A 20864-nucleotide genomic window follows, 5' to 3' on the forward strand; every position below is an offset into this window, starting at 1 on the left:
AGGGCGCAGTAAGACCACGCGGTTTTCTAGGAAGGGAGAATTCAAGATGAATGGAGTATTGGCTGAGTCGGCACTTGGACGTCGGGTGAATTACCAGACTGTGATGGAGTGTATTGTCCGCCAAGGCCCGATATCCCGCGCCCAGGTCGCCAAATTGACCGGGCTGTCCAAACAGACCGTATCGGAATTGGTTTCCATGCTCGAGGAGTCAGGCTGGGTACGTGAAGTGGGCAGCGTCCAGGGCAAGCTGGGTCGCACTGCGATTACCTACGAACTGAATCCAAAAGCAGGCTATGTCGCCGTCTGTGATCTGGGTGGAACCCATCTGAAGCTGGGGATTGCAGATGTTTCAGGGCACCTGATCGAAGAAACCCGTTCGCCGCTGAAGGACGGTGGTGCACAGGTGGAAGGGCAGTTGGCGCAGGGCATTAGCGACTTGCTGAAAAAGCACACTATCGAACGCAGCAAATTGCTGCAGGTTGTCGTCGGGGTGCCAGGGGTCGTTGATCGCAAAACCCGGCGAGTGCATCACTCGCCGAATTTGCCAGCATTGCCAGGAGCAGACCTTGAAGTCGCACTGTACCGAGCCTTAGGTGTGCCGGTGTTGTTGGAAAACGAAGTCAATCTGGCGGCCGTTGGGGAGTTGTGGCGAGGCCGTGGGCAGGCCAGCGATAGCTTCATCTTTGTCGCGATGGGAACCGGCATCGGGATGGGGGTCATCCTGGACGGCAAACTGTGGCGGGGTGCCCGCGGCGGCGCGGGTGAAATTGGCTACATGCCAGTGCTGAATGAAGATCTTGATCCTGAGGTGAAACGGCACGGCCCACTGGAAACGGTGTCGAGTGGTCAAGCGATCTTGCGTTTTTACCGAGAGCTCAGTGGCAATAGTGTTGACGAAGTACCTGAGGTATTTGACCGCGCCGCTGCAGGCGATGAGGTTGCCCAACAGGTTATCGACCAAGTGGCGCGAGGCTGCGCCAAGGCGATTGGGGCAACCGCCACCGTACTGGATCCGCAACTCTGCCTGTTAGGCGGCAGCGTTGGCGGGCGCCCCGAAATGCTGGAACGGGTCCGCTATTGGCTGGCGGACATGATGGATGATCCGCTGCCGCTGGAAGCCTGTGCCTTAGGCAAAAAAGCCGGACTACTCGGGGCCGTGGCAATTGCACTGCAAGAAGTTAATGGTCGGTACTTTTCCGCGCAACTTCCGAGTCAGCTGCAAGACAATGAGTTGTACTTAAGTAGAACCGCTATCCCGTAAAGAGTTTTAATAATAAAAAGAAGTGCATTAACCGGCTTGTCTGTGAGCCGACATTCCTCCCGCAAACATGAGAGATAACATGACAACGGTACGAATTGGTATTAACCCGATTACTTGGACAAATGACGATGTTCCGGAGTTAGGGGGCGATACGCCGCTGGAAGTCTGTCTGAGTGAAACAAAACTGGCAGGCTATGCGGGCTCGGAATTAGGAGGGAAGTTTCCGCGTCAGGCGGAAGTACTTCGCCCTATTGTTAAGGCACACGGGCTGGATATTGTTTCAGGCTGGTATGACGGAAGAATTGCAGAGAACGAGGTGGATGAAGAGTTCGACGCTATTTTGCCGCACCTGACATTGCTCAAGGAAATGGGCAGCAAAGTGGTTGTCTATGCAGACACCAGTTATGGCCGCCACGGCGCTATCCATGACCCGGCCTCCATTCGTCCAGAGTTACCGGATGGCGACTGGATCAGCTACGGCAAGAAAGTGACCCAGTTGGCGGAAAAGATGGCTGATTTTGGCGTGAAGATGGGCTACCACCACCACATGGGGACCGTCGTTCAAACCGATTATGAGATAGACCAGCTGATGCAACACACGGGTGAGGCGGTAGGCTTGCTCTTTGATACGGGGCATTGTTTGTATGCCGGGGGCGATCCTTACGCACTGGTTCGCCGTCACGCCAAACGCATTAATCATGTTCATTTGAAAGATGTTCGAAAAGACCAGCTGGAAAAAGCCTTGAAAGAAGACTTGAGCTTCATGGGCGCAGTGATGAATGGCATTTTCACGGTAACGGGCGACGGTGTGATTGATTACGCGGACATTTTGAAAGTCCTGGCGGAAAACAATTACAGCGGTTGGCTGGTCGTTGAAGCCGAGCAGGATCCGAATAAAGCGAATCCGCTGGTGTATGCAACGATGGGTTACAAGAATACCAAGCAGTTGGCAGAAAGTGCAGGCTTCACTGTCAAATCCTGAATTTCCAAATCGGTTTCACCATTAGGAAAGAGATACGTCTATGCAAAAGAAATTGCGTGTTGGTGTCTTAGGGGCTGGGTTAATTGCTCAACTCGAACATATTCCGAATATCTTGAAGTTGAGTGGGCTGTTTGAACTGGTCGGTATCGCGGATGCTTCGGCGACCGTACGCCAATTCTTCCACGACAAGCATTTGCCCGTGTATGAATCGCATCAACAATTGCTGAGCCAGGGCGAGCCGGAAGCGATCTTTGTGTGTTCGCCGGATTGCTACCACGCCGACATGGTGATCGATGCGCTTAATGCCGGTTGCCATGTCTTCACTGAAAAGCCCATCTGCTACAGCCTGGAGGACGTCGCCCGTATCAAACAGGCACGTGATGCCAATGGTCGGGTTTTGCAGGTTGGCTACATGAAGCGCTTTGACCCTTCTTACCTGCTGCTGCGCGACATGTTGCCCGAAGACGGCGCCAAGCTGCGCATGGTCAGTGTGGAAGTGTGCGATCCGGACTCCTGGCCGTTCCGTGAACATCAGGGCGAACTGGTATTCGCCAATGATATTCCTCAAGCGCTCAGAGACGAGTTCAAGACCCGGCAGCGTGAGCAAGTGGTCCAGGCACTGGGCGGGCAGCCCGATGAAAACAGCTTCCGTGGTTTTACGGGTGCGTACTGTTCAAGCCTGGTGCATGACATCAACGTTGTTCATGGGCTGCTGCAAAAAATGAATGTTTCCACGGTCGGCGTCGAAGCGGCCACCTTCTTTGCCAACGGCGACGGCGGGCAGGCCACGGTGCGGCTGAATACGCAAACCAGCCTGTGGCAAATGATGCACCTGACCGTTCCACAGGTGGCGGAGTATCACGAGCGCATCTCGCTGTATTTTGATGACGCCGTGTACCACCTGGAATTCCCATCGCCTTATCTGAACCACTTCCCCACTCGCTTGACCGTGTGGAAGTCCGATGGGCAGCACTCACAGAAAACCGAGCACCGGGCCAACTACAAGGAAGCCTTTGTCGAGGAGATCAAATATTTCTGGGAAACCATTGTCAACGAGAGCACGCCGCTCAACACCCTCGAAGATGCCGAACGCGACACACGTCTGCTGTCCGCAATGGGACGCACCGCACTAAACAACTCAACACGTTCGATGTGAGAGGTGAGTATGCGCAAGCTGAAAATGGCAGTGATCGGTGCCGGTGTCATTGGGAAAATGCACATCCAGAATCTGGTAAAAGGTGTGGACGGCGCAGAACTGGTGGCAGTGGCCTCTCCCTCGATCGGCAAGCACAAGGAATGGCTGACTAACGCAGGCGTCAGAAATCAATTCGCTGATTACAAGGAAATGCTGGCGAGTGTGGAGGTTGATGCGGTGTGCATCTGCTCCGCCACCACCGCTCACCTGGAAATCGTCAAATACGTCGCCGGGCTTGGCAAGGCGATGTTCTGCGAAAAACCGCTGGATGTTGACTATCGCCAGAGCAAGGAAATTGCGGCCATCGTCAAAGAAGCCGGCGTGCCGTTCCAGGTCGGCTTCAATCGACGCTTTGATGCGCAGTTTCGTCAATTGCATCAGGTAGTCAGTGGTGGCGAAATCGGCAACCCTCAGGTGGTGAAAATCACCTCGCGCGAAGCTGAGCTTCCACCACGCGGCGCACTCAAGTCGGCCGGTAATGTCTTTATCGACATCCATGTGCATGACTTCGATATGGCGCAGTACCTGATGGGCGACACCATCGAGCGGGTGTATGTCGAAGGCGGGGCCATTGCCGACCCATCGCGTGCGGATGAAGAAGGGTTTGTTGACACTACAGTCATCACACTGAAGTTCGCCAACGGTGGCGTAGGGGTGATTGATTGTTCATTGAATGCTGTTTATGGTCATGACCAATTGGCGGAGGTGCTGGGCTCCAAGGGGCTCGCGAAAATCCACAACCTCACGCCGACAACTGTAGAAATCTTCAAGGAAGAGGGCGTCAAGACAGAGAAGCCTTATTTCAACTGTCTTGATCGTTACCCGCTATCTTATGCCAGCGAACTCGCTGCCTTTGCCCATAGCGTACTGAATAATAAACCTGTGCTAGTGGGCGCTAAAGAATCCCTGCAAGCCGAAAGAGTAGCATTGGCAGCAGATATTTCTTTAAAGGAACAACGTCCGGTATTTGTAAGGGAAGTCAACTGAAAGTTCGGAAGTCAACAATAAACATAAGAAGACAGTCCACTTTAGGAGATTCACCATGAAGTCGCGGATCAAACATACATTGTTCCACGGTGTTGTAACTGCTGTTTTAACTTCGGCAGTCATGATTCCGTCCATGTCCAATGCTGCAGACGAACCTGTGCGCATTGCCTTTGTTACACACGGGCAAGCGGGTGACTCTTATTGGAATGCATTGAAGAAAGGCATGGAGGATGCGGCCAAGGAAACCGGCGCAAAAGTGTCTTACCAGGCCCCTGAAGCCTTTGACCCGATCGCCATGTCGCGCATGATCGATGCAGCCGTCGCTGCCAAAGTCAATGGATTGGTCGTATCGGTGCCTGATGCGAACGCCCTGCAAAAGTCGATCAAGGCTGCCGATGCTTCCGGTATTCCAGTGATTGTCGTCGACTCCGGTGAAGACGACGTAAAAAAGGTCGGTGCAAAGTTTTATGTGGGTAGCGCTGCCGAGTACTCCGCCGGGAAGATGGCCGGTGAGCGTTACAAGGCGGCCGGGGTGAAAAACCCGATCTGTCTGAATCACGAAGTCGGTAACGTGGCTATCGATGACCGTTGCCGTGGATTCAAGGACGGCATGGGTGGCAATGCTCCGGTTGTGGCCATGACGCTGGACCCGACCGACATCACCTCGCGAGTGGGCGCCTATCTGGCCAGCCACCCGGAGGTGGACGGCATCCTGGCGACCAGTTCCAGCGTGGCGAACGTGTTGATTGTCGACTTGCGCAAGAAAGGAACGTTAACCAAGTACAAGTTCGGCAGTTTTGATGTGTCCCCTGAGTTGCTCGACGGTGTGGCCAAAGGCGACGTGTTCTTTGCACTGGATGCACAACAATACATGATGGGCTACTTGCCCGTTGTCATGCTCACCAAGCAAGCCAAGTATGGTCTGCTGCCATTGAACAATGTGTACACCGGTCCGCTGTTCGTCAGTACCAAGGTGGACGCGGAAAAAGTATTGACGCTCAGTAAACTAGGCTACCGCTAATCTCACCATTAACCCGGCCACATAACGGGCGTTGCAGTGGGATAAACGCAAAAAACAGCGACTTCCGAAGTCATGAATTCGCTCTTTGTGTGGCCGAAATATACGGGGCATGAAATGAAAACAACAATAAAAATCGGCATCGTAGGCTTGGGTCGTATTGGTAAGAACCATGCGCGCAATCTGGCACAGCGGGTACGTGGTGCAGAGCTGATCGCGGGTTCCAGTCCGGTTGCCGCTGAACGTGAGTGGGCCGGGAAAGAGCTGGGTATCACGCGACTTTATGAAAACATGGAGTCGCTGCTGGCAGACAAGGACGTCGATGCCGTGTGGCTTGCCACCCCGACGTCATTGCATGCCGAGCAAATTGTGTCGGCACTCGAAGCCGGTAAACACGTATTTTGCGAAAAACCATTGGCACTCACCGAAGCAGAGTGCGAGCGGGTCCTGGCGGCGGCCGACAAGTACGCTTCGCAAACGGTCATGATCGGGTTCATGCGTCGCTACGATCCGGCGTATGTAGACGCCAAGCGTCTGTTGAACAATGGCGATCTGGGCCGACTGTTCCGCCTGCATTGCGCTTCGCTGGATGCGATTGATACCAATGGCTTCTTTGTTGATTTTGCGCCGACCTCGGGCGGTCTGTTCCTGGACTGCAGCATTCACGACATCGACGTCGCCCTTTGGATGACTGACGGTGCAAAACCTGTGTCGGTTTCCGCCACCGGTATCCGCGCCATGTACCCTGGCCTGGCCGCCTGCAATGACGTCGATACCGCCACCGCCACCGTTCTATTCGAGAACGACATTCTCGCGACGTTTCATGCCTCCCGCACTTCCCATCACGGCGATGAAACCTCGTTGCAGTTGGTGGGGACCGATGCCTCCCTGGCACTTGGCGTAGGCGGAACCCCGGTTTCAGAAGTCAGTGTGCAGAAGGGCAATGCCAACCACTGCGATAGAGTGGTGGATTTCTTTGGCCGGTTTGAGCAAGCCTTTGTCCTGGAAGCACAAGCCTTTATCGATGCCGTCAGCAGTGGCGACACCTTGAGGGGCCGCTTGTTAGAGGCACAAGCCGCCACCCGTATTGGCGTTGCCATGCGGGAAGCGTTGGAACAACAAAAAATCGTTAACTTCGATAACTGATCAGTATCCGGGATTTCATTGGTCGCACTGTCGAGCGCATCAAGCCCACTGGCCCGCGCTCGATAGGCATCGTTGTATCAATGGCTTCCTAGTTTATTTGGAAATAGTAATTTCTAGACCAAATGGAGAAGAAAATGAATGCCACAAGTGTTGAAGTGCCCAAAAGCATCCAGATAACAAAGAAGGGTGTTGGCAGCGATTCAAAACGGTTAACCAAACAATCGATTTTCGCGCGTGTTATGCATCGCCCGGAATCAGGTGCGGTATCGGGTCTGCTGTTTGTTTATGTGTTCTTTCTCTTGTTTGCGAACGGCAGCGGGATGTTTGGCGCCGAAGGGATGCTGAATATTTTCAAAGTGGCCGCCGAGCTTGGGATTTTGGCGGTGTCGGTTTCCTTGCTGATGATTGCGGGTGAGTTTGATCTATCGATCGGATCCATGATTGCTCTTTCGGGGCTAATGATCGGCGTTGGCGTTTCCAAATTGGGATTGTCATTACCGGTCGCGGTGATGATGGCGTTTGTATTCAGTTTGATGATCGGCGCGTTCAACGGTTATTTGGTGGTCCGCACCAAATTGCCATCGTTCATTGTGACCTTGGCGACAATGTTCATCTTGCGCGGTGTCGCCGTAGCGGTAACCCGTCTATTGACCGGTAAAACGCAAATTTCTTATGTCGTGAATGAACTCAATGAAAACTCCTGGGTAGTGTCCATTTTTTCGGGGCACCTCTTTGGCGGTCTGTTCCAGTACCTCGCGGAACACGGTGTGATCACGATGCGGCCGGATGGGCTGGCGTCAGTACCCGGTATTCCGGTGTCGATCCTGTGGTGGGTAGTTGTTACGGCGCTGGCGACCTGGGTATTGCTGCGCACACGACTGGGCAACTGGATCTTCGCCACGGGCGGGGATGCCAATGCCGCACGCAACATGGGCGTGCCAGTTGATAGAGTAAAAATATACCTGTTCATGTTCTCGGCATTGATGGCGACGCTGTTTGCCACCATACAAGTTTTGGAGTCGGGGTCTGCCGACACCATGCGCGGTATCCAGAAAGAATTTGAAGCCATTATTGCCGCGGTTATTGGGGGTTCCTTATTGACCGGGGGATATGGTTCTGCGGTGGGTTCCATGGTCGGCGCGTTGATTTTCGGTACTGTTCAAGTTGGCATGTTCTACACCGGCATCGATACGGATTGGTTCAAGGTTTTCCTGGGACTGATGGTTCTGATTGCGGTGTTGTTTAACGATTACATCCGCAAGATGGCAACCAGCAGCCGATAAGTTTCTACAGGAGATTTAAAATGCTTCCAGTCATTGAACTTGCCAATGTCAGAAAAACCTTCGGTTCCGTGGTTGCCCTTCAGGGTGTGTCATTTGATGTTTGTCCAGGCGAAGTGCATTGCTTGCTTGGGGATAACGGTGCGGGCAAGTCCACCCTGATTAAGGTGTTGTCTGGTGTGCATCAGCCCAGTGCCGGCGGCATTCGTATCAACGGCAAGGATGTCTTGTTCAAGAGCCCGCGCGATGCCTATCAGGCCGGTGTCGCAACCGTGTTTCAGGACTTGGCCATGCTGCCTTTGATGAGTATCAGCCGTAACTTCTTCCTGGGGCGTGAACCGACCAAGGGCCGAGGCTTGCTGCGGCGTTTTGATGCGAAGTACGCCGATCAAGTGACCCGTGAAGAAATGGTACGGATCGGCATCGATATTCGTGATCCGGCGCAGGCCGTCGGCACCCTGTCGGGTGGCGAGCGGCAAGGGTTGGCCATCGCTCGAGCGACCTATTTCGGCGCCAAAGTCTTGATCCTGGATGAGCCGACTTCAGCGTTGGGTGTCCACCAGGCCAGCATGGTCTTGAAATATATAGCCAAGGCCAGAAACGACGGCATCGGCGTGGTGTTTATTACCCACAACATCAACCACGCCTACCCGATTGGCGACCGCTTCACCCTGCTCAATCGAGGCACAAACCACGGTACCTACAAGAAAACCGATATTTCTCGCGAAGAAATCTTGCGTGTGATGGCCGGTGGTGAGGACTTGGACACGCTCGTGGAGACGCCGGGCGTTGTGATTTGAGTGATCAAGATTACGAGGGCTGAAAATGGGAAATCTAACGAAGTTTGCAAATGATCGCCCTTTAGATCTCATTTGCCTTGGGCGTTTACTGGTCGACCTTTATGCCACCAACATCGGGGCACGCCTGGAAGATGTCAGCCACTTTGCCAAATACCTGGGCGGCTCTTCCGGTAACGTGGCGTTCGGCACTGCCCGGCTGGGCCTGAAGTCGGCGATGTTGAGTCGGGTGGGTAACGATCAGATGGGGCAGTTTCTGATCGAGACACTGGCGGCAGAAGGCTGTGATGTATCGCAACTCAAGCGCGACCCGGAACACCTGACTGGCCTGGTGTTGCTCGGTATCAAGGATCGCGAGAGCTTCCCGCTATTGTTCTATCGCGACCATTGCGCTGATATGGCGCTTTCAGCCAGTGATATCGATGAATCCTTCATCGCTTCCAGCAAAGCGCTGGCCATTACCGGCACGCACTTCTCGCAACCCGGCGTGCACGCCGCTGCCAGCCTTGCCCTCGACTTTGCTCGTCGCAATAACGTGCGCACGGTGCTGGATATCGACTACCGTCCAGTCCTGTGGGGGCTTACTGCAAAGGGTGATGGCGAAACCCGGTTTATCGCCGACAGCAGCGTCACCCAACACCTGCAAGCCATTCTGCCGAAGTTCGACCTGATCGTCGGGACCGAGGAGGAGTTTCGTATCGCCGGCGGCATGGACGATCTGATCGCCTGTCTGCGGGTGGTGCGACAGGTATCGGACGCCACGCTGGTGGTAAAGCTCGGTGCACTGGGGTGCGTGGTGATCGAGGGCGCGATCCCCGCCCGAATAGAAGATGCCGGTGTACAGCGGGGCGTCCAGGTGGAAGTGCTCAATGTACTGGGTGCCGGTGATGCCTTCCTGTCTGGCTTCCTGTCAGGTTGGTTGCGTGGCGAGGACTACACGGCCTGCTGCCGCAATGCCAATGCCTGCGGTGCCCTGGTAGTGAGCCGCCATGGTTGTGCGCCGGCCATGCCGACGCAGGCGGAACTGAGTTATTTCCTCGAAACTCAACCGGTGCGGCCGGCCGCGGACAAGACCCTCAATCACTTGCACCGCGTGACGGTAGCGCGCCAACAGTGGGACGAGCTGCTGGTGTTGGCCTTCGATCACCGCGTCCAGCTGCTCGAATTGGCTCGGCAGGGCGGTCTGCCCGAGTCGAGCATCGGCAAACTCAAGCAACTGCTGGTCGAGGCAGTGGCCGAGGTGGAAAAGCAATACGGCCTGGCCGGCAAGGTCGGGATTCTGGCTGACGACCTCTATGGCCAGGATGCCCTGAACGATGCGACAGGTCGCGGCTGGTGGATCGGTCGCCCGGTCGAGTTGCCGTTGTCCAATCCGCTTCAGTTCGAGTGGGGACGGTCAATCGGCTCACATCTGCTCAGTTGGCCCAAGGAACATGTGATCAAGTGCCTGGTGCAGTACCACCCGGATGACACGCTTAAAAACCGTCTGGAGCAGGAGGCACAGCTGCTGGCGCTCTACCAGGCGGCTCAGGTGTCGGGTCACGAATTGCTGCTGGAAGTGATTCCTCCCAAGAAAATGCAGCAGTGGCCGGACACCGTCTACCGCGCATTGCAGCGTCTTTACGACCTGGGTATCGCTCCCGAATGGTGGAAGCTGGAGCAAGTCTCTGCGCCGATGTGGCAGCAGATTGATGCGTTGATTCATGCGCGCGATCCGTACTGCCGTGGCGTGGTGTTACTGGGGCTCAATGCACCGGCCGAGTCCCTGCGTGAGGGCTTCCGGGCCGCACGCGCCTCGAAGACCTGCCGCGGTTTCACGGTTGGCCGCACCATTTTCTACGAACCCAGCCGCAAATGGTTCCAGGGTGAACTCAACGATGAAGGGGTCAAGCGTGAAGTCGCGGCCAACTTCGTGGAGCTGATTCAAGCCTGGCGTGAAGAGTCCGGGAGGGCTGCCTGATGTCCACTATTCGATTGACCATGGCCCAGGCACTGGTGCGTTATCTTGCCGCGCAGCGGGTCGAGATCGACGGCGAGCGTCTGCCGCTGTTCGCAGGCTGTTTTGCCATCTTCGGCCACGGCAACGTGGCGGGTGTCGGCGAAGCGCTCTACCAGCAGCGCGAGGATTTCCCCACCTATCGTGCGCACAATGAGCAGGGCATGGCGCATGCCGCGATTGCCTACGCCAAGGCGCACTTTCGCAAGCGCATGATGGCGGTGACCACCAGTATTGGCCCGGGTGCCACCAATCTGGTCACGGCTGCCGCGCTGGCCCACGTGAATCGGCTACCGGTGCTGCTGTTGCCTGGCGACGTGTTTGTTTCACGGGCACCGGACCCGGTGCTGCAGCAAATTGAAGACAGCGTCGATGGAAGCGTGTCGGCCAACGACAGCTTGCGGCCGGTGTCGCGCTACTTCGACCGCATCATTCGCCCCGAGCAATTGCTGACGGCCTTGCCGCGTGCGATCTCGATTTTGACCGACCCGGCCCAGTGCGGCCCAGTGACACTGGCCTTGCCGCAGGACGTGCAAACCGAGGCCTATGATTACCCGGTTGAATTTTTCAACGAGCGGCTGGTGCGCATTCGCTGCCTGACGGCTGCCGAGGATGAGCTGGCCGAGGCCATCCAGGCGATTCGCCAGGCCAGCAAACCAGTGATCGTATCCGGTGGGGGTGTGCTGTACTCCGGCGCCGGTGCCGCATTACGTTCCTTCGCCGAGACCTTCGGTGTTCCGGTCTGTGAAACCCAGGCGGGTAAGAGCGCCTTGCCGTGGGACCACCCGCTGCAACTAGGGGCAGTGGGTGTGACCGGTTCACCGGCGGCCAACGAGCTGGCGAGCGAGGCTGACCTGGTATTGGCCGTCGGCACCCGTTTGCAGGACTTCACGACGGGCTCGCACAGCTTGTTCGGCCAGGCCCGGTTATTGTCGATCAACGTCAACACCTTCGATGCGCTGAAATGGCGTGGTCTAGGTCTGGTGGCGGACGCTCGCTGGGCATTGGACCAACTGACCCGACAACTGGGCAGCGACTGGCAGGCCGAGGCGCAATGGACCGAGCGTGCGCGCCGGTTGGCGCACGGTTGGCGCGAAACAGTACAGGGCGTCACCCGCCGGTGTGAAGCGCCGGGCGCTGGCTACCTTCCCTATGATGCCGAAGTGATTGGTGCGGTACAGCGTTCGCACCCGGACTCTGCCCGGCACGACATCGTGGTGTGTGCCGCTGGCACGCTGCCTGCCGAGCTGCACAAATTGTGGCGAGCGGGCACGGCAGGCGCCTACCACATGGAGTACGGCTACTCCTGCATGGGCTATGAAGTGGCGGGGGGGCTGGGGGTGAAGATGGCCCGCCCGGAACGGGAAATCATCGTGATGGTGGGCGATGGGTCCTACCTGATGATGAATTCGGAATTAGCGACGTCGGTGATGCTGGGTCAAAAGCTGATCGTGGTGTTGCTGGACAACCGAGGTTACGGCTGCATCAACCGTTTGCAGCAGGCCTGTGGTGGCGAGCCCTTCAACAACATGCTCGAAAACTGCCTGACCGGCCCCCAGGGGTTGCCTGAAATCGACTTCGCGAAACACGCGCAAGCGCTGGGCGCCAAGGCCGAACATGTGACCGATATCGCCGGGCTGGAAACGGCCATGGTACGCGCCAGGCAAAGCCAGCGCAGTTATGTGGTCGTTATCGATACCGATGCGCGGCGTACTACCCAGGAAGGCGGCTGCTGGTGGGAAGTCGCGGTACCGCAAGTATCGCAGCGCTCACAAGTGCAAGAGGCGCGTGCCGCCTATGAGTCGGCCAGAAAGGTGCAGCGCATCTAAGGGGGAACAACATGAGCCTATTAGTCAAAGCGGCCAAGTGTGGGCACGAGCGGGTCAAAGTGACTCCGGAGTCGGCAGGTTGGGGGCATGTCGGCTTTGAAGTCCGGCAATTGGCCGCCGGGGAGTCGATCAGCCTGCATGAAGCGGAACGCGAGACCTGTGTGGTCCTGCTGTGTGGCGTGGTGTCGGTGAGCGCGGGCGATCTGCACTGCAAGGAGATAGGCGGGCGTACAGGTCCGTTCGATGAGCAGGCACCCTATGCGCTGTATTTGCCGCCCAGGCTGGCAGCACAGATCATCGCCCACAGCGACGCGGAGATCGCGCTGTGCACCGCGCCGGCCGAAGGCAAGCTGCCAGCGCGCTTGATTGAGCCCGCCAGCATCCGCCGTTCGGTCCGCGGTGTTGCCGCCAATACCCGGTACATCACCGATATCCTGCCTGCCGACCAGCCAGCGGAGTCGTTGCTGGTGGTGGAGGTGCGCACGCCGCAGAGCCACAGTTCGAGCTACCCACCGCACAAGCACGATACCGATGCGATACCCCATGAAAGCGTGCTCGAGGAAACCTACTACCACCGTATCAGCCCGGCGCAGGGTTTCGTCTTTCAGCGCGTGTACACCGATGATCGCAGCCTGGATGAGGCCATGGCGGTCGAAGACGGCGACGTGGTGATGGTGCCGCGCGGTTACCACCCCGTCGTGGTGCCGTACGGCTATGAAAGCTATTACCTGAATGTTATGGCCGGTCCGACCCGCCAGTGGTGTTTCAAGAACGATCCGGTGCACGAATGGCTGACCACACAGGGGCCTGGGCAACCGGGCACGGTCCCGGAGCGCTAGTTCGTCCATCCCTCCACTTCGAACCAAAGGTCTTCAATCATGAGTAGCATCCATCATCTGATCAACGGCGAGCACGTTGCCATCGCCGGTCGTACTGCGCCCGTGTACAACCCGTCGACCGGCGAAGTGATCCACCAGGTTTCGCTTGCCGATCGCGCAACGGTTCAACAGGCGATATCCGTTGCGACGGCGGCCTTTCCCGCATGGCGCCAGACCCCTGCTGCCAAGCGTGCCCAGATCATGTTTCGGTTCAAGCAACTGCTTGAGCAAAACGAGGCCAGGATCGCCCGGATGATCAGCGAAGAGCACGGCAAGACACTGGAAGACGCTGCGGGCGAACTCAAGCGCGGTATTGAGAACGTGGAGTTCGCGTGCTCCGCCCCGGAAATCCTCAAGGGTGAATACAGCCGCAATGTGGGGCCGAATATCGATGCCTGGAGTGATTTCCAGCCAATCGGTGTGGTGGCCGGTATCACCCCGTTCAACTTCCCGGCCATGGTTCCACTGTGGATGTATCCGCTGGCCATCGTTTGCGGCAACTGCTTCATCCTCAAGCCTTCGGAACGTGATCCCAGCTCCACTTTGTATATTGCTGAACTGTTGCTCGAAGCGGGTCTGCCCAAAGGTGTTATGAGCGTCGTGCACGGCGACAAGGAAGCCGTCGATGCCCTGATTGAAGCACCCGAAGTCAAAGCCCTGAGCTTCGTCGGTTCGACACCGATCGCCGAATACATCTACGCAGAAGGCACCCGGCGTGGTAAGCGAGTGCAAGCGCTGGGCGGCGCGAAAAACCATGCCGTGTTGATGCCTGATGCTGACCTGAACAATGCCGTGAGCGCCTTGATGGGGGCTGCCTACGGTTCCTGCGGCGAGCGCTGCATGGCAATCTCGGTCGCGGTTTGTGTGGGTGACCAGATTGCTGATGCGCTGATCCAGAGGTTGGTGCCGCAGATCCAGGCGCTGAAAATTGGTGCCGGAACCTCCTGCGGTCTGGACATGGGTCCACTGATCACCAGCGCCCATCGTGACAAAGTGAAAGGCTACGTCGATGAGGGTGTTCAAAGCGGAGCTGAACTGGTTGTCGATGGCCGCGGACTTCAGGTTGCCAATCAGGAAAATGGCTTCTTTCTGGGCGGTTGCCTGTTCGACCGTGTCACCCCGCAGATGCGGATCTACAAAGAAGAGATCTTCGGGCCGGTATTGTGCATCGTGCGAGTCGACAGTCTTGAACAAGCCATGCAGCTGATCAACGAGCATGAATACGGGAATGGCACCTGTATCTTTACCCGTGATGGCGAGGCGGCCCGACTGTTCTGTGATGAAATCGAAGTCGGCATGGTCGGGGTGAACGTTCCATTACCGGTTCCCGTGGCTTATCACAGCTTTGGTGGCTGGAAGCGTTCGCTGTTCGGCGACCTTCACGCATACGGCCCCGATGGGGTTCGTTTCTATACACGCCGCAAGGCCATTACACAGCGCTGGCCGCAGCGTGCCAGTCACGAGGCGGCGCAATTTGCATTCCCGAGTAACAGCTGAGGCGGGTCATTTGGGGGCGGGCAGGGCTGAGCAGGATTACTTTTTCGGCGATTTACCGCTGGTGGGCACGTGCAGGTAAGCCATCACGCTTTCAGTCAATTCGGTCGCCAGCTTCACCGCTTCCTTGTTGCGAGCCATCACGCCTGCCACCAAGCCTTCGATCAAGGCGAGCACCGCGATGTTGGAACTGGTCAATACCGGATGGTCGGCGGGAGCGAACAGCACGTGTTCGGCGATGCTGGTGAGGGGGGAGGCGGGTGAATCGGTAATCGCTAGCACCGAAGCGCCACGCTCATGGGCGAAGCGGGCGAGTTGCAGGGTGTCGAGGGAATACCGTGGCAGGGAGATCGCCAGCAGCACATCCTGGTCGGTGATCGCGGCCAGCCGGTAAGCGGCGTTTTCGTTGCCGCCCTCCATGCTGATGGCGGTGGCGTCTGCACAGAAGGGCATCAGGGTCGAGGCGGCGAGGCCAGCGAAGTAGACACTGTTGCCAAAGCCCAGGATGTAAATTTTGCGCGCTTGGGTCAGGCAGGTGACAAACGCTTCAAAAGCGTCTTCGTGATTGTTGGTCGCTGCCGTGGCGAGGTTGCTGCTGGCGCTCTGGATTTGCTCATGCAGGCCAAACGCGCCATCGGGCCGATGTGCCAGTTCGTTACGCAGTTTATCGACTGGCGACACCATCTGCTGCAACGTCGCGACCAGCTCGGCCTTCATGCCGGTGTAGCCACCCAGGTTCAGCGCCTTGGCCAAGCGGTTGACCGCAGCGGGCGAAGTGGAGGTTTCGTGCGCCATCTCCTCGATGGTCAGCGTCGCCGCCTTCAGGGGATGACGCAGAATAAAGTCCGCCACCTTGCGCAACGACGGCTGCAAGTCGGAAACGATCTCCGCCAGTTTGCGCATCACCGGCGCGGCATAGACCGTGGTGTTTTTCGAAGGTGTCGGCATATCCGGCTCAACATTTCCTGAGGGCATAAGGTTGGCTGGAGTGTATCTGAAGCCAACCCTTGGTTAAGCAATTTCAGCCACAACACATACCTTGTAGCAGCTGGCGAAGCCTGCGTTCGGCTGCGTGTAGGAGCGAGCTTGCTCGCGAAGATGGAACATCCGACACATTTTCTGTGGCTGAACGACCATCGCGAGCAAGCTCGCTCCTACACGCTGGCATTACCCAACCGGATTATTTCAAGCTGCCGGCCAGGAACTGCTGGAGACGCTCGGACTGTGGCTTGACCAACACTTCACGTGGGTCACCACGCTCTTCGACCTGGCCCTTGTGAAGGAACACCAGTTGGTTCGACACCTCGCGGGCAAAGCCCATTTCGTGGGTCACGACCACCATCGTGCGGCCTTCGAGTGCGAGGTCCTGCATGACTTTGAGCACTTCGCCGACCAGCTCGGGATCGAGTGCCGAAGTCGGTTCATCGAACAGCATCACTTCCGGTTCCATGGCCAGAGCACGGGCAATCGCCACACGCTGCTGTTCGCCGCCGGACATATGCGCCGGATAAGCCTCCATACGGTGCGCCACGCCGACTTTGTTCAGGTAATGCTCGGCTTTTTCCCGGGCTTCTTTCTTGCCTATTCCCAGCACATGCACCGGCGCTTCCATGACGTTTTCAAGGGCGCTCATGTGCGACCACAGATTGAAGTGCTGAAACACCATCGACAGTCGAGAACGCATGCGTTGCAACTGCTTGGGGTCGGCGGCTTTGAGCCCGCCGAGTTTGTTGGTCACCAACTTGAGTGGCTCGCCATTGAGCACAATGTTGCCCGAGTTGGGCTGCTCCAGCAGGTTGATGCAGCGTAAAAAGGTGCTTTTGCCTGAGCCGCTGGAGCCGATGATACTGATCACGTCGCCAGCTTTCGCCTCCAGCGACACGCCCCTGAGCACTTCGTGGGTGCCGTAGCTTTTATGCAGATTCTGAATTTCAAGTTTGTACATGGTTTCAACTCTCTGGAGTCAGTCGCTGAGCAAGCGGCCTTGGCGAATGGGGGTGCTACCGGCCACTTTGGCCAGCCACAAACCGGGCTGGGCAAAGCGCAGGCGTTCGCGGGCGTAGAGAATGCCGTCGGTACTGGCGCGCACCACGCTGTGCCGATCGCTCAGCGGATCAATCACTTCGAACAGGGGATCACCCACCTTGACCCGTGCCCCCAGCGGTTGCAGAAAACTCACCACGCCGGGGTGCGGCGCGTAGGCGTACTGCGCGCCAGCGAACGGCGTCGCTTCACAGCGGGTAGGTGGCGCAACCGGCCAGTCACCGCTGATCAGGCCTTGTTCGGCGAGATAGCCGAGAATAGCCTCAGCGCTGTCAAGGCATGGCTCGCTTTCGGTATCGGCCATCCCGCGTAACTCGATGGTGGTGGCCACGCACGCCAGCGGAATATTGGCGTGCGCAAAACGCTCGGCCAGTCGCAACCAGGGGATCGCGCAAGCTTCATCGAAGGCATTGCCTCCCGCGGCTTCGGCCAATAGCGCAACATCGGCTCCCAGGCGCGCGGCCAATGAGCCTAACCGTGGCCAGTTTTGCGGCATGCTGTAAAGCAGCATGACCGACTCGAAGTCGCAGTGCAGGTCCAGGACCACATCCGCGTCACACGCATGCTGCATCAACAAACGGCGCAGACCCTCGAGTTCCGATGTCGGTACCGGCAAGTCGCTGAGGACATCGCCCATGGCGCGGCGGATCAGTGCCACGTTGGCGTCGGCATCGTCTGCCAGTTGACCTTCCAAACGCGCCGCCACCGCTTCGACCAGCTCCGGGAAGTCGCGATTGAAATTCTTGCCGCTGGAAAACTCAAAGCGACCTTGATGGGTGGCCTGGAACATCTGTGCGATACCGATCGGATTGGCCATCGGCACCAGTTCGATCACCCCGGTCAGGCGGCCTTGTTCTTCCAGTTCACGCAATCGGCGCTTGAGCTCAATGGCAACGCGCATTCCCGGCAGTTCGTCGGCATGCAGTGAGGCCTGGATATACGCCTTGCGCGGTCCACTGCCAAAGCGAAACAGCGACAGCTGTCGTTCAGTGCCCAAGGCACTCCACGGCAAAAGGTATTGAATGTGCTTCATAAAACTCCTTAGTGCTTGCGCGGTGCCAGGTACGCCAACCAACGGCGCTCGGCCAGCTTGAACAGACGAACCAGGATGAAGGTCAGGACCAGGTAGATGAGGCCGGCCGTGATGAACGCCTCGAACGGCAGATAGAACCGCGAACTGACCGTACGCGCGGCGCCGGTGATGTCCACCAGCGTGACGATCGACGCCAGGCTGGTGGTTTGCAGCATCATCAACACTTCGTTGCTGTATTGCGGCAGTGCCCGGCGCAAGGCCGATGGCAGGAGAATGCGGCGGTACAGGGTGAAGCGCGACATGCCCATGGCCTTGGCGGCTTCGATCTCGCCGTGGGGCGTGGACTTCAGGCTGCCGGCGAGGAGTTCCGCGCTATAGGCACTGGTATTGATCGCAAACGCCAGGCAGGTACAAAACGTTGCACTGGACAGGTATGGCCAGAGCACGCTTTCGCGTACCACTGCGAACTGAGCCAGCCCGTAATAGATCAGGAACAATTGCACCAGCATCGGTGTGCCGCGAATCACGTAGGTGTAAAGCCAGGCCGGGAAGTTGATCAGCGGGGATCGGGACACCCGCATCAGCGCCAACGGAATCGCCAGCACCAGACCAAACGCCAGGGAGATCAGCAGGACTTTTAGGGTGACCAGCACGCCATTGAAATACAGCGGCAGGTTTTCCCAAATCAGGTTGTAGTCGAGAATCATGGGTCAGCTCCCCATCACAATTCGGCGGCTTTGATGCCGACCGAGTAGTGTTTTTCCAGATAGCGCAGCACCAGCAATGAGAGGCTGGTCAGCATCAGATAAAGCGCCGCCACGGCGAGGAAAAACGTAAAGGGTTCATGGGTTGCGTCCGCTGCGTTCTTGGCCTTGAACATCATGTCCTGCAAGCCGATCACCGAGATCAGCGCGGTGGATTTGGTCAGCACCAGCCAGTTGTTGGTGAACCCGGGAAGGGCAAAACGAATCATCTGCGGCACCGAAATCCGCCAGAACACCTGCGTGCCACTCATGCCATAGGCCGCGCCGGCCTCGGCCTGGCCCTTGGGAATCGCCATGAACGCGCCACGAAACGTCTCCGACAGATAGGCACCAAAAATAAAGCCCATGGTGCAAACGCCGGCGATGAAGGGATTGATGTCGATGTAACGGGTGTAACCGAGCGCAAGAGCAATGCGGTTCACCAGGTCCTGACCGCCGTAGAAGATCAGCAGAATCAGTACCAGGTCGGGAATACCGCGAATCAGAGTCGTATAGCCTTCGCCCAGCATCGCCAGCCATTTGAGCGGCGACAAACGAAAGGCGGCGCCGATCAGCCCCAGCGCAATCGCCAGGGACATGGAGGTCAGGGCCAGGTTTACGGTCAGCCAGGCGCCATCGAGAATGCTCGATCCGTAGCCGTGAAGCATGGTGAAGTTCCTCAAGCGAGCGCCGCAAAGAGGCGGCGCCACAGGGTTGCGGGCAGGCGTTTATTCGCCGTAGATATCGAAGGCGAAATACTTGGCCATCACTTGCTGGTACTTGCCATTGGCGCGGATGGCGTCAATCGCTGTGTTCAGGCGTGCGGTGTTCACGCTGTCGCCTTTGCGCACCGCGATCCCGGCGCCTCTGCCGAAGTATTTCGGGTCATTGATGTCCGGCCCGACCAGTGCGAAACCCTGACCCGCCGGCGTTTTGATAAAGCTCTCATCGGTGTTGACGATGTCGGCGAGCGTGGCGTCCAGGCGACCCGATGCCAGATCAAGGAAGGCTTCATTTTGTGAGCCGTAGCGCACCACTTCGACCCCTGCTTTCTCCAGCTGCTCGGTGGCGAAACGGTCGTAAGTCGAGGAGCGTTGCACGCCGACTTTCTTGCCTTTGAGATCAACCAGCGGATCGTTGATCACGTTACCGGCCTTCATCGCGAACTTGCCCGGCGTGTGGTAGTACTTTTTGCTGAAATCGACCGATTTCATGCGGTCTTCAGTGATCGACATCGACGACAGCACCGCGTCGATCTTGCGCACTTTCAGCGACGGGATCATGCCGTCGAACTCTTGAATGACCCACTCACACTTGATCTTCATCTCTTCGCACAAGGCGTTGCCGATGTCGTAATCGAAACCACTAACGTTGCCCTCCGGTGTCTTGAAAGAGAAGGGCGGGTAGGCGGCTTCGATACCGATACGCAGGCTGCCTTCGTCGGCTTGGGCCAGGAAGCTGGCGGCGCACAGTGCCAGGGCACCTAGAAGTTCGGTCTTGTTCATATTGTTGACTCCTTGGGGGGCGTTCAGGGGTACAGGTACTGGCCGTCCGATCTGGCGAGGTGGAGCTGTCCGGATGATTTGGTGTGGCTATAAATGACACGTATTATTTCAAAAATCAATGTTATGAAAAAAAACATATCAAAACGAGGCATAGGGATTCGCGAATGAGCCGGTGGGGGGGGCGATTTTGTGCGTCAGTCAGGTTGAACGCCTGAGTGCGGAAGGCATCTATCCCTATACGAACTCTGGGGGGGGCACCATGAAAGAGACGCAAAGAAAGCAGGCCCTAACAGCTTGGCGACAGCTCTTGACGCTGCCGGATAACCGCATTGATGCCGAGGATAAGTACAACAGGCTATTGAGGGCTGCTGATGACATGGAGCGTGAAGGGCTCATCACCAGCACTGAATGGCGCAAGCTCGCTCAGGAGGCGGGGACGTTGTATTCCAGTACGGCAGAGTGCATGCGCGAGGCGAAATAGGGGTGAAGAACAACACGTTTATCGGCGCTTGGCCGTGGCGGCACGCATCACCCATGAACATGTCAGTGGGCGTTCTATCCGGCTGTCTATAGGTAAAACCGTCTAATTTCCCAAGGAAATCGCTTGTGCGGGTCTGCTGGCAAAAATTAGTAAGATTGCTAGCAGGGTAGCAATTGGCTATCGCCCTTGGTTTCAG

General features: G+C 57.3%; 19 protein-coding genes. 13 read left to right on the forward strand and 6 right to left on the reverse strand.

Going from position 1 to position 20864, the window contains the following annotated elements; all coding sequences use genetic code 11:
• Nucleotides 1-46 precede the first annotated feature (46 nt).
• From AC1MDT_RS03935 to AC1MDT_RS03990, 12 genes are all read left to right on the forward strand, one after another.
• Nucleotides 47-1261 carry an ROK family transcriptional regulator gene (locus AC1MDT_RS03935; RefSeq protein WP_480420782.1) on the forward strand — a complete coding sequence of 405 codons (1215 nt, stop codon included), beginning with the start codon at nucleotides 47-49 and terminating at the stop codon, nucleotides 1259-1261.
• Between the two features lie 79 nt (nucleotides 1262-1340).
• Nucleotides 1341-2243 (forward strand): myo-inosose-2 dehydratase, encoded by a 903-nt coding sequence (iolE, locus tag AC1MDT_RS03940; RefSeq protein WP_480420783.1) that lies wholly within the window; start codon nucleotides 1341-1343, stop codon nucleotides 2241-2243.
• 40 nt (nucleotides 2244-2283) lie between these two features.
• Nucleotides 2284-3399: a Gfo/Idh/MocA family oxidoreductase gene (locus AC1MDT_RS03945; RefSeq protein ID WP_480420784.1), complete on the forward strand. Its 1116-nt coding sequence runs from the start codon at nucleotides 2284-2286 to the stop codon at nucleotides 3397-3399.
• Between the two features lie 9 nt (nucleotides 3400-3408).
• A complete protein-coding gene (locus AC1MDT_RS03950) occupies nucleotides 3409-4425 on the forward strand; it encodes a Gfo/Idh/MocA family oxidoreductase (protein ID WP_480420785.1) in 1017 nt (338 codons plus the stop codon).
• 133 nt (nucleotides 4426-4558) lie between these two features.
• Nucleotides 4559-5446: a rhizopine catabolism ABC transporter substrate-binding protein gene (locus tag AC1MDT_RS03955; RefSeq protein ID WP_480420786.1), complete on the forward strand. Its 888-nt coding sequence runs from the start codon at nucleotides 4559-4561 to the stop codon at nucleotides 5444-5446.
• A gap of 114 nt (nucleotides 5447-5560) precedes the next feature.
• Entirely contained in the window at nucleotides 5561-6589 is a 1029-nt protein-coding gene (locus tag AC1MDT_RS03960) for a Gfo/Idh/MocA family oxidoreductase (RefSeq protein WP_480420787.1), read from the forward strand.
• 134 nt (nucleotides 6590-6723) lie between these two features.
• Nucleotides 6724-7872, forward strand: coding sequence for an ABC transporter permease (locus AC1MDT_RS03965; RefSeq protein ID WP_480420788.1), 1149 nt, complete (start codon nucleotides 6724-6726; stop codon nucleotides 7870-7872).
• Nucleotides 7873-7892: 20 nt separating this feature from the next.
• Entirely contained in the window at nucleotides 7893-8669 is a 777-nt protein-coding gene (locus tag AC1MDT_RS03970; RefSeq protein WP_480420789.1) for an ATP-binding cassette domain-containing protein, read from the forward strand.
• A 25-nt stretch (nucleotides 8670-8694) separates the two neighbouring features.
• A complete protein-coding gene (locus AC1MDT_RS03975; RefSeq protein WP_480420790.1) occupies nucleotides 8695-10626 on the forward strand; it encodes a bifunctional 5-dehydro-2-deoxygluconokinase/5-dehydro-2-deoxyphosphogluconate aldolase in 1932 nt (643 codons plus the stop codon).
• Nucleotides 10626-12491 carry a 3D-(3,5/4)-trihydroxycyclohexane-1,2-dione acylhydrolase (decyclizing) gene (gene iolD / locus AC1MDT_RS03980; protein ID WP_480420791.1) on the forward strand — a complete coding sequence of 622 codons (1866 nt, stop codon included), beginning with the start codon at nucleotides 10626-10628 and terminating at the stop codon, nucleotides 12489-12491. The genes AC1MDT_RS03975 and iolD overlap by 1 nt, the downstream gene beginning before the upstream one ends.
• 11 nt (nucleotides 12492-12502) lie before the next feature.
• Complete coding sequence (iolB, locus tag AC1MDT_RS03985) at nucleotides 12503-13330, forward strand: 5-deoxy-glucuronate isomerase (protein ID WP_480420792.1); 828 nt, start codon at nucleotides 12503-12505, stop codon at nucleotides 13328-13330.
• 39 nt (nucleotides 13331-13369) lie between these two features.
• On the forward strand, nucleotides 13370-14866 hold the full coding sequence (locus tag AC1MDT_RS03990) for a CoA-acylating methylmalonate-semialdehyde dehydrogenase (protein ID WP_480420793.1): 1497 nt from the start codon (nucleotides 13370-13372) through the stop codon (nucleotides 14864-14866).
• A gap of 36 nt (nucleotides 14867-14902) precedes the next feature.
• Here the strand turns inward: AC1MDT_RS03990 and AC1MDT_RS03995 are convergent, their stop codons facing one another.
• The 6 genes from AC1MDT_RS03995 to AC1MDT_RS04020 all read right to left on the reverse strand — a co-directional run bounded on the left by AC1MDT_RS03995 (nucleotide 14903) and on the right by AC1MDT_RS04020 (nucleotide 20187).
• Nucleotides 14903-15811 carry a MurR/RpiR family transcriptional regulator gene (locus AC1MDT_RS03995; RefSeq protein ID WP_480420794.1) on the reverse strand — a complete coding sequence of 303 codons (909 nt, stop codon included), beginning with the start codon at nucleotides 15809-15811 and terminating at the stop codon, nucleotides 14903-14905.
• Between the two features lie 232 nt (nucleotides 15812-16043).
• Nucleotides 16044-16808 carry an ABC transporter ATP-binding protein gene (locus AC1MDT_RS04000; protein WP_480420795.1) on the reverse strand — a complete coding sequence of 255 codons (765 nt, stop codon included), beginning with the start codon at nucleotides 16806-16808 and terminating at the stop codon, nucleotides 16044-16046.
• Nucleotides 16809-16826: 18 nt separating this feature from the next.
• Nucleotides 16827-17939, reverse strand: coding sequence for a succinylglutamate desuccinylase/aspartoacylase family protein (locus AC1MDT_RS04005; RefSeq protein ID WP_480420796.1), 1113 nt, complete (start codon nucleotides 17937-17939; stop codon nucleotides 16827-16829).
• A gap of 8 nt (nucleotides 17940-17947) precedes the next feature.
• A complete protein-coding gene (locus AC1MDT_RS04010; RefSeq protein WP_480420797.1) occupies nucleotides 17948-18646 on the reverse strand; it encodes an ABC transporter permease in 699 nt (232 codons plus the stop codon).
• A 14-nt stretch (nucleotides 18647-18660) separates the two neighbouring features.
• Nucleotides 18661-19350: an ABC transporter permease gene (locus AC1MDT_RS04015; RefSeq protein WP_414906685.1), complete on the reverse strand. Its 690-nt coding sequence runs from the start codon at nucleotides 19348-19350 to the stop codon at nucleotides 18661-18663.
• A gap of 60 nt (nucleotides 19351-19410) precedes the next feature.
• Complete coding sequence (locus AC1MDT_RS04020; protein WP_480420799.1) at nucleotides 19411-20187, reverse strand: ABC transporter substrate-binding protein; 777 nt, start codon at nucleotides 20185-20187, stop codon at nucleotides 19411-19413.
• Nucleotides 20188-20446: 259 nt separating this feature from the next.
• Between AC1MDT_RS04020 and AC1MDT_RS04025 the strand changes: the two genes are divergently transcribed.
• A complete protein-coding gene (locus tag AC1MDT_RS04025; protein WP_480420801.1) occupies nucleotides 20447-20668 on the forward strand; it encodes a hypothetical protein in 222 nt (73 codons plus the stop codon).
• The last annotated feature ends 196 nt before the right edge of the window (nucleotides 20669-20864 follow it).

It is taken from the genome of Pseudomonas sp. ASL7 (genome assembly GCF_056680375.1).

What these genes read in the sequence shown, in the direction of transcription:
- AC1MDT_RS04025 (WP_480420801.1), top strand. Translation starts at nt 20,447, where the DNA reads ATGAAAGAGACGCAAAGAAAGCAGGCCCTAACAGCTTGGCGACAGCTC.
- AC1MDT_RS04015 (WP_414906685.1), bottom strand. Translation starts at nt 19,350, where the DNA reads ATGCTTCACGGCTACGGATCGAGCATTCTCGATGGCGCCTGGCTGACC.
- iolB (WP_480420792.1), top strand. Translation starts at nt 12,503, where the DNA reads ATGAGCCTATTAGTCAAAGCGGCCAAGTGTGGGCACGAGCGGGTCAAA.
- iolD (WP_480420791.1), top strand. Translation starts at nt 10,626, where the DNA reads ATGTCCACTATTCGATTGACCATGGCCCAGGCACTGGTGCGTTATCTT.
- AC1MDT_RS03970 (WP_480420789.1), top strand. Translation starts at nt 7,893, where the DNA reads ATGCTTCCAGTCATTGAACTTGCCAATGTCAGAAAAACCTTCGGTTCC.
- AC1MDT_RS03990 (WP_480420793.1), top strand. Translation starts at nt 13,370, where the DNA reads ATGAGTAGCATCCATCATCTGATCAACGGCGAGCACGTTGCCATCGCC.
- AC1MDT_RS04005 (WP_480420796.1), bottom strand. Translation starts at nt 17,939, where the DNA reads ATGAAGCACATTCAATACCTTTTGCCGTGGAGTGCCTTGGGCACTGAA.
- iolE (WP_480420783.1), top strand. Translation starts at nt 1,341, where the DNA reads ATGACAACGGTACGAATTGGTATTAACCCGATTACTTGGACAAATGAC.
- AC1MDT_RS03955 (WP_480420786.1), top strand. Translation starts at nt 4,559, where the DNA reads ATGTCCAATGCTGCAGACGAACCTGTGCGCATTGCCTTTGTTACACAC.
- AC1MDT_RS04010 (WP_480420797.1), bottom strand. Translation starts at nt 18,646, where the DNA reads ATGATTCTCGACTACAACCTGATTTGGGAAAACCTGCCGCTGTATTTC.
- AC1MDT_RS03950 (WP_480420785.1), top strand. Translation starts at nt 3,409, where the DNA reads ATGCGCAAGCTGAAAATGGCAGTGATCGGTGCCGGTGTCATTGGGAAA.
- AC1MDT_RS03975 (WP_480420790.1), top strand. Translation starts at nt 8,695, where the DNA reads ATGGGAAATCTAACGAAGTTTGCAAATGATCGCCCTTTAGATCTCATT.
- AC1MDT_RS03960 (WP_480420787.1), top strand. Translation starts at nt 5,561, where the DNA reads ATGAAAACAACAATAAAAATCGGCATCGTAGGCTTGGGTCGTATTGGT.
- AC1MDT_RS04000 (WP_480420795.1), bottom strand. Translation starts at nt 16,808, where the DNA reads ATGTACAAACTTGAAATTCAGAATCTGCATAAAAGCTACGGCACCCAC.
- AC1MDT_RS03935 (WP_480420782.1), top strand. Translation starts at nt 47, where the DNA reads ATGAATGGAGTATTGGCTGAGTCGGCACTTGGACGTCGGGTGAATTAC.
- AC1MDT_RS04020 (WP_480420799.1), bottom strand. Translation starts at nt 20,187, where the DNA reads ATGAACAAGACCGAACTTCTAGGTGCCCTGGCACTGTGCGCCGCCAGC.
- AC1MDT_RS03945 (WP_480420784.1), top strand. Translation starts at nt 2,284, where the DNA reads ATGCAAAAGAAATTGCGTGTTGGTGTCTTAGGGGCTGGGTTAATTGCT.
- AC1MDT_RS03965 (WP_480420788.1), top strand. Translation starts at nt 6,724, where the DNA reads ATGAATGCCACAAGTGTTGAAGTGCCCAAAAGCATCCAGATAACAAAG.
- AC1MDT_RS03995 (WP_480420794.1), bottom strand. Translation starts at nt 15,811, where the DNA reads ATGCCGACACCTTCGAAAAACACCACGGTCTATGCCGCGCCGGTGATG.